Below are 7,646 nucleotides of genomic sequence, written 5' to 3' on the forward strand. Positions count from 1 at the left end.
GGGCATGCCCCGCCTCTTACACCACATCTCTGTGCGCTACCCCCGCACAGCTCCAATCATCACTTTTTTGAGAAAAATACCCCCAGCTTTAGTGGGGTGTAGTGATAATCTCGCCTGTTCGCGCTACAGTTTGTCGGAAATACCTCGATGTTAGGAACCAAATGATCACTTCCGAGCTTTTCGGCACCGCGCCGTGCGGTACCCCCGTTCATCGTTACACCCTCGACGGGCCCGAGATCTGCGTTCGCATTATGGACTATGGCGCCACGGTGCTTGGTATCGATGTGCCCGACATTCCCGGCAACGTGCGCGATGTGGTGCTGGGCTTCGATAAGCTCGAGGATTACTTTGACAACCCCGCCTGCTTTGGCGCGACCATCGGCCCTGTGGCAAACCGCACCGCTGGCGCCACGATCGCCATCGACGGCGCGGACTGGCATATGCCCGCCAACGAGGGCGCCAACAACCTGCACAGCGACCTTGAGCACGGCCTGCACAAACGTGTGTGGGATGTTGAGCTCGACGAGGTCCATAACGCCGTGCGCATGACCACCTCGCTTAAGGATGGCGAGCTGGGCCTGCCCGGCAACCGAACCTTTACGGCCGTGTTTACCGTTACGCGCACCGGCGTCTTCCGCATCGATTATGGCTGCGAGAGCGACCGCGCCACCTACGTGTCCATGACCAACCACACGTACTTTAACCTTGCAGGCCATAACGCCGGCATGGACTGCGAACATTTCTTTGTCGCCAACGCCGCCCACTACCTGCCCATTAACGAGCAGAACATCCCCACCGGCGAGATTGCTCCGGTCGAGGGAACACCGTTTGACTTTCGCGAGCTTCGCCCCGTCGCACCCGGCATGGAGGCCGACGACCCGCAGATCAAGCAGGCCCGTGGCTACGATCACTGCCTGTGCATCGATGGCTATCAGTACGGCCGCAACCTGCGCCGCGCGATGCACGTCGAGGAGATGTGGACCGGTCGTGAGATGGACTACTACACCACTGCCCCGGGCGTGCAGCTCTACACCGGCAACTGGCTGGGCGACGAGCACGCCAAGGACGACGCCAACTATGGTTGGGGCGCCGGCTTTGCCCTCGAGGCCGAGATGTACCCCGACACGCCGCACCAGCCTCTGTTCCCGCAGGGCATTGTAGGCCCGGGCCATCCCTACAGCAATGTGATCGAATACCACTTTATGAGGCACTAAGCCCGCAACGCGACATATCGCACAGCAGCGCCCGCCGGCACCACCGCCAGCGGGCGCTTTTTCATCTTTTAGGCTCGTTTTTTCTGTGACTGTATGAGTGACATATCAAAACTATGCCCATTTACTACGTTTAGCCCGGGATGCTCGACCATGCACCGGTTTTTGTTACATTTGTGAGCAGTATACCTGCGGTTTTGTTTATCTCAAATTCAACATGCTCGACGATAGCCAATCAAACGTAGTAAATGGGCATAGTTTTTGACAGGCGGCATCGCGCGCATCCCTCGCAAGGGCAAAATGATCCGTTTTCCTCCGTCCCCAAGGGATCAGTTGAACAGATTGCCAATGGGGTCGGGGGCGGAACTGGGGAGATAACGGATTTCTAGCTCTATGCCGAGCTTTTGCAACTCTTTGAAGGCGGCAATGTCCGTATCGTCTACGGCAATGGCAGGCGTTGCAGAGCGCTTGCCCTCCCTCGCCCGCATATGGCCGATGCTGATCTTGGTTATTGGCACACCGCCCTTAACCAGCGCGAGTGCATCCGTGGGCGACGCCACCATGATGAGAATCCATTGGCGCGGCGTTGCGGTATAAATGATGTCGATGGTCCTTTGCACCGAGAAAAACCGCGTCCAAACGCCTTCTGGCGCCGCCACCCTCATGGGTGCCCATTGGCGCGAATCCGCCGCGATCTCATCGTTGACGATTAAGACAAGATTGGAACCCACGGCTTCGTTCCACAGCTCAACGTCTTGCCCGTAAATGAAACGGTCATCGATACGCGTGAGAAGGATCTTGGGTTGAGCCATGGCTGCCCCATTCTGTTTGAGACCCATACGAGCGGGACGTCGGCCACCAACTCAACAGCAGGTCAAGTACCAAATGAGCACTGCAGACATCACGCCTCTAATATTAGTGCATTTAAAGTGAGAAAAGCCGTCAGAACACTTGCGCGGATGTGCGATGTCCCGTATCATAAACAGCCGTTGACGCCTCAGTTGCGTCATCACATGGCCGCCAGCGTAGCTCAGTTGGTAGAGCACCGCTCTCGTAAAGCGGGGGTCACCGGTTCGAGCCCGGTCGCTGGCTCCATTGCATTTGTGCAGCTCAGAAGCATAATTGCTTCTGAGCTTTTTCTTTGATTCGTCCTTTTTCTCATTCCCTGAGGAGTGAAAAAGAGGTGAAATCTTTTTTTAATCAATTTCACGCTTAGTTTTGCCTACACAACGCCTACATACCCCATTCCATGGCATCTAGGCACCAGGCACCACGCAACGCGCTCCAGCCCACTTTCTGCCGAGGAATACGCGGACGGAACCTCATCGATGAATGAAGATGACCCCAGCATCATTCAAATCGAGTCAGACAGCATTGCTTCTATTGTCCGTAAACGGCAATTAGGGCCATGTACCACTGATTATTACCATCAACGGTACATGGCCCTTGTATATTGATGACCGTGCTTTTTTTCAGTGCTTAAAGAGCGAAGCCATCAGGTCAGCGTTCGTCTTCAGGCGCGCGGCCTTCGCGGTGCCGGCCTTAATTGGCTGGCAATCTAGATGTTATGGGAACAATATCGTGAGGATTTGGTCTTTGGAATACTTTGCGGTGTCTATTTCGCCCTCGTAGGGGGCCATGAAGCCCCATCGCCAGACAACCAATTCCCGATCTTCCGTCTCGCTCTCGCCAAGCTCTATGAGTTCCTCGACGGACATATCGTCGCGGTCGCGTGTGGTGTTCCCGCCCGCCAGTTCCCAGCCGAGCTGGAGGGCACACGCCTCATGCGGGGTCAGGCCGTCAATGCCGATCTCGTTGAAGTCGAGCGGGGACGACCACTTGCGATACGGTAGATCATCGTACTGGAGAGCGACGTTGAGGTATTCGAGCGGACCGTAGATCTCGCGGAGGTCGCAGTACTGGAAGAGGACGCTGCAATCGATGTCTGGGTCACACGTGACCGCCGCGGCGAGCAGGTTCGCGTCCCCAGCGGTGCCGAACTCATCGAGGGGGAGGCACTCGAGGGGCGCGAAGCGGCCGAGGTATTTCCATGCACAGAGGCGCAGGAACTTCGGTTTAACCCCTTCGCGGGCGGCTTCGCGTGCGAGCTTGTCTTCGAGTTCGGCTGGTGTCAGCGGCAGGCGGATTTCGGCACCCGCGTCCGGGTCGGCGCGGTAGGTCTCGAAGGACGCGCCCTGGCAGGCGGTAACTCAGATGACAATTGCGGACTGGTCGGTCTTCTCGTTCGGGTCCATTTGACTTAACCTCTTCCTCGGAAGTGTCTCCCTGGGATCAAGGATAGCTATCCTGTCGGTCTATGGAAGGAATCGCGGGAAACGATTCGGCCGATGGCGTGAGAGAAGTCGCCGCGATGAGATGGTTGAAGCTATTTCGGCGCCGTTGCAAAAGCAATCTTGAATAATAACAAGACGCTTGGCTCGGCAGGGAGCCTTTCATGGGCTCCCTGCTGGTTTACTGGGCGTGTAGGCTAGAAGCTCGGTAGGCGTGTAGCGCGGTAGCGGTGTAGGGATAAAAAGAAGAATAAGAATAAGAATAATAACGAGCTGCTTTACTGCGGGGTGCCATTAAAGGCACCCCTTTTGTCCTGCGGGGAGCTTGGCGGGAAGTTTCGGGTGTAGGTGTGTAGCTCTGTAGGCGTGCACCTCGGTAAACATGCGAGTCGGCAGTATCGCTACTTGCACGGTCCCTGCGGGGCGCTTGCTGCGGGAGTGTCATTGTCCGGGTCATGGACGACATACCAGCTGTTCCCGTAATGGCAGACGTCCCGGCAGGTACCGTTCTCTAGAACCACGCGCCATGATTCTGACTGGCGTTTTGGACCGAGAGCCCATGAGCGAGGGCTGTACCACTCGATGCGGGCGAATGGGTATATCGTGCCGTCATACCATTTAATCCCCCAGGGGACGTATTCGCCATCTGGACGGCACTCCACGAGGGCGGTCACCAAGCGGATCGATTTCTCGCACTCCCCCACGACGACACTCCTTCCGAATGGCTAACGAACGCATGTTCTATTATAGCGCAGGGGCAGGTGAGCCGCCGTAGATGAAATCTCCCCTACCGTCAAGAAGAGTAGGTGGCTATGCGTGTAGGCGTGTAGCTCGATAGCCGTGCACGCGCATAGTTCGATAGGTTCGTGGCAATGTAGACCGTTTCCTGGTAGTCCTCAAATGCGGCAGGGTATTTCGAGTTTGTAGATGCTAAAATACGTTTGCTCTCGAAAGAGGGCTCAGCCCCGGCTGGTAAACCTGACGTTTGGCGTGGTGTGCGTGACACGCATGGCGGGCATGGCCGCGATAGAATTTTCCATGCGGAGGGGTTTGACCCCACAGCGCCCCGAGGGTTTCGGGGAGGGCGAACTGGCAGGCAGGGAACCGGGATACAGGCTGTCCAGAAGGAGGGGCGTAATGCCCCTCCTTCTTTTTTGCCACATCAATCGGTCTTATATGTTCCGCCGCGGACTTGATGTTTCCGAGATTGCGGAAATGTGCTGGAAGCCACGGCGGCATATGAAGAGGAAGTCCAGTTTTTCGGTCAATCAATTTCGAATAGGGGCGGCAACCGAACGTGGACGCGGGCATCGACGCGCTCGCCGAAGACAAGACGGCACTTGCAAAAGAACTCAACGAGCTCAATCGGCAGCGTGGGCAATTCAATGCCGTGCCGTCCTCCCCTACCGTCAGGAAGAGTAGGTGGCTATGCGTGTAGAAGTGTAGCTCTGTAGCAGCATAGCTCTGTAGCTATGTAGCCGTATAGCCGTGTAGCCATGTAGCCCCCTACCCAACTACACGGCTGCCCGCAAATCCGATCAGTCGCGCTTGCGCGGCCAGACCACCAGGCGGCTCGGCTCTTTCGCCAGGCTTTTCATCATGCCAACCAAGTCGCCGTGAGTCTCGGTGTTCAGGCAGTTGAACAGCGTGATCAGCTCCAGCCTCTGCCCAACTGGGGCATCGGTGTCATCGCCAACCGGCATATCGGCATCGAAGAGCCACTCTATGGTTGTATTCAGCACCCGGCAAAGTGAAAGCAGATTCGAGACGCGCACGGTTCCCAGATCGGCTTCGAGGCGAATGATCGTCTGCAATGTGCTGATCGGAATGCCGGCGAGATGGGCCACCTGGGTGTTCGTGTAGCCGGCACCCCTGATAATCGATTCCAATTTCGAATAGGGGCGGTCCTTGCCCGCTATCCGCTTTTTTCGGGGTGCCGGCCTGCTTCTTCTCGGCCATAGTATCTAACTCCCGTCGAATGCCGTCTCAGCATCTCGCTGAGGACAAAACCTCGATTTCGATCTCCAGCAGCCCGCAGGTCAGGCAGATGCGACAACTTGTCACATCTCAGCTGTTGAAAACTCTAGTTTTCAACAACACGCAGGTCGCGCAGATGCGTCATTTTGTCACAACGATACGCCAAATTGTCGCATCTAAGCGGCCTGCGCAAACGTCGAGTCGGAGGAAATTGCAGAACCGCAATCTAACTGCGGAAACGCAGCAAAACCGCAGGATGACAATATGGCTTCATCGGGAACGGATGTATATATAAATAGTAATTTTTATTATTCTTATTATTCTTCTGATAACTCCAACGAGGGAGACGAACCTTGTGGAGGGAGCGAAGACGGCTGGAGCGCCGAGGTCCGCCATGTGGCACGCTTCATCGCCGACTCACCTACCAAGCACTGCAACTGCATCTTTCTCGAGAAGACCATGGCTGAGATCAGCGATGCGATGAAAGCGGGCGCCAAGGCCGATGAGATATACGACGCGTGGGACCTCTACCTCGATGAGCTCATGACGAAGAACTCCGATGGCGACTCCGATGCCTTCAAGCGCTACGCGATGTTCCCGCTCAACTGGTTCCGCCGCGCGAACGGCTTCAGGTTCTACCTGAAGAAGATCCGAACGGCCAGCGGAGACACCACCGAAGGCAGCCACGACGACGCGCACGAGGGCGATTCGGAATGCACGAGTGAAGCCGAAAGGCTCGCGAGGAAGTACCGCCTCACCGCCAACAAGACGACCTCGGGCATCATCTGGACGTTCACGGGCGATTACCATTCGGCGCAGCTCGCCCCCCGAGCGAAGAACCGCCGCGAGGCCCTTCGCTGCATGTGCCCGGTCAAGGGCATCGAGGTGCCGGAGGATATCGACGAGTTGCCGGAAGACTAAGACCCGATTGGAGAAGCAATGGGACAATTGCCTGCAGACGCCCCCCCTGCAAGACAGCCCACAGCTCATGCAACTGCTCGAATTTGCTAGCTGTGCAAATGCTTCGATGTTACCGCTGCGGCAAGACGCGCGAGCCTTTTGGTCGCGCCGCGTAACTTCGTGACGTCCATTGGGCCGGCGCGTCGCCAGCCCGCACTCGGTACGGAGGATCGTATGTCTGCCGATGCACCTGAAAAAAGCGTCGGACCCGCGATTGCCCGACGCCTTAACATGCGGTGCGCACCCCGGCCGCGAACGACCTACCTGCATTCCCTTGCGGGCCCCAAACAGTTCATGGGTGCGCTAGACAGGAAGTATTGAGGTTCTTACGAACCTCAAATTCCTTTGCGTCTTTCGACGCATAGGAATTTTAACAAATTTAAGCACGCCCGCACCGATAAACCCGAGGGATACATATGAGCCCGATTTACGACACCCTCGCCGTAGCCACGGAATCGATGGAGCGCGAGCGGGGCGCTCGCCTACCATGTGGCCCTCGAGCGAACCGACATCGAGCGGTCGCTAACGCTCTTCTGCGTCTCTCAGGTGAGGAGGAATGGGGGCTCGACCGGGATGACCTCGAAGCCGGGCGGGAGTGCTGCTGCGTCTGCAACCTCGATGACGAGTACGACCCTTATCTACGTGGTCGGGCGCAAAATTAATGCAATTTCCAGCAACGATTACTTGGCGATATGTTTCGCCGTTCTTGTAATGTCGATGCGGTGTTCCATCATACGACCTAGACGATTCCAGCTACCTATAATGCTGACAGGTGAGCCATCCTCATATGGGCTTCCAAGTCTGGCCATCAGTTGAACAGCGGGTACCGTGGTATGGCATATGAACCTCACGGGCCTATACCTTGGTGACCCAATGGGTTCGGAAGCCGTAGACGAGACTGTGGTCTTGGGCAAAACCATCATGTCACCGCGTTGGAACCGTTTTGTCTCGTGGGCGGGCCTTTTGAAGCTCTTGGTCAAGCATCTGTGAGGTATTGGTCTTCGGCGTGAGCTCAACGATAACCAGGGGGATGTCGATCACGGCGTCGAGGCCGACTACTTCACGCCCCAGCTTTTCGAACGATACAAGGGCGGCGGCGTCATTCGGAGTAATCAGGTTCAGAGTCTCTCGATTCGCCGCGAGTATCATTGCAATTTCGACGCCCTCGGTAGCGCACAGAGATGTGGTGTAAGAGGCGGGGCATGCC

Annotated in this window: 5 protein-coding genes and 1 tRNA gene; 3 read left to right on the top strand and 3 right to left on the bottom strand. The window is 56.7% G+C overall.

What is annotated here, in order from left to right; translation table 11 throughout:
* Positions 1–161 precede the first annotated feature (161 nt).
* Positions 162–1,214 carry an aldose epimerase family protein gene (locus DW136_RS09595; protein ID WP_118227294.1) on the top strand — a complete coding sequence of 351 codons (1,053 nt, stop codon included), beginning with the start codon at positions 162–164 and terminating at the stop codon, positions 1,212–1,214.
* A gap of 326 nt (positions 1,215–1,540) precedes the next feature.
* On the opposite strand, the gene DW136_RS09600 is transcribed toward DW136_RS09595, so the two are convergent.
* On the bottom strand, positions 1,541–2,023 hold the full coding sequence (locus tag DW136_RS09600) for a PTS sugar transporter subunit IIB (RefSeq protein ID WP_118227293.1): 483 nt from the start codon (positions 2,021–2,023) through the stop codon (positions 1,541–1,543).
* A 207-nt stretch (positions 2,024–2,230) separates the two neighbouring features.
* On the opposite strand from DW136_RS09600, the gene DW136_RS09605 reads away from it, so the two are divergent.
* A tRNA-Thr gene (locus DW136_RS09605) sits at positions 2,231–2,306 on the top strand.
* A 2,734-nt stretch (positions 2,307–5,040) separates the two neighbouring features.
* Here the strand turns inward: DW136_RS09605 and DW136_RS09615 are convergent.
* The gene (locus tag DW136_RS09615; RefSeq protein ID WP_255413368.1) at positions 5,041–5,391 is read right to left on the bottom strand and encodes a helix-turn-helix transcriptional regulator; all 351 of its coding nucleotides are present in this window, start codon (positions 5,389–5,391) and stop codon (positions 5,041–5,043) included.
* A 484-nt stretch (positions 5,392–5,875) separates the two neighbouring features.
* Between DW136_RS09615 and DW136_RS09620 the strand changes: the two genes are divergently transcribed.
* Positions 5,876–6,400, top strand: a complete 525-nt coding sequence (locus DW136_RS09620; protein WP_118289500.1) for a hypothetical protein — start codon at positions 5,876–5,878, stop codon at positions 6,398–6,400.
* Between the two features lie 963 nt (positions 6,401–7,363).
* On the opposite strand, the gene DW136_RS10195 is transcribed toward DW136_RS09620, so the two are convergent.
* On the bottom strand, positions 7,364–7,646 hold a 283-nt coding region (locus tag DW136_RS10195; RefSeq protein WP_233546564.1), incomplete at its 5' end, for a hypothetical protein.

This window comes from Collinsella sp. AM12-1 (assembly GCF_003472325.1).
Taxonomy (GTDB): Bacteria; Actinomycetota; Coriobacteriia; order Coriobacteriales; family Coriobacteriaceae; genus Collinsella.

What these genes read in the sequence shown, in the direction of transcription:
- DW136_RS09595 (WP_118227294.1), top strand. Translation starts at nt 162, where the DNA reads ATGATCACTTCCGAGCTTTTCGGCACCGCGCCGTGCGGTACCCCCGTT.
- DW136_RS09600 (WP_118227293.1), bottom strand. Translation starts at nt 2,023, where the DNA reads ATGGCTCAACCCAAGATCCTTCTCACGCGTATCGATGACCGTTTCATT.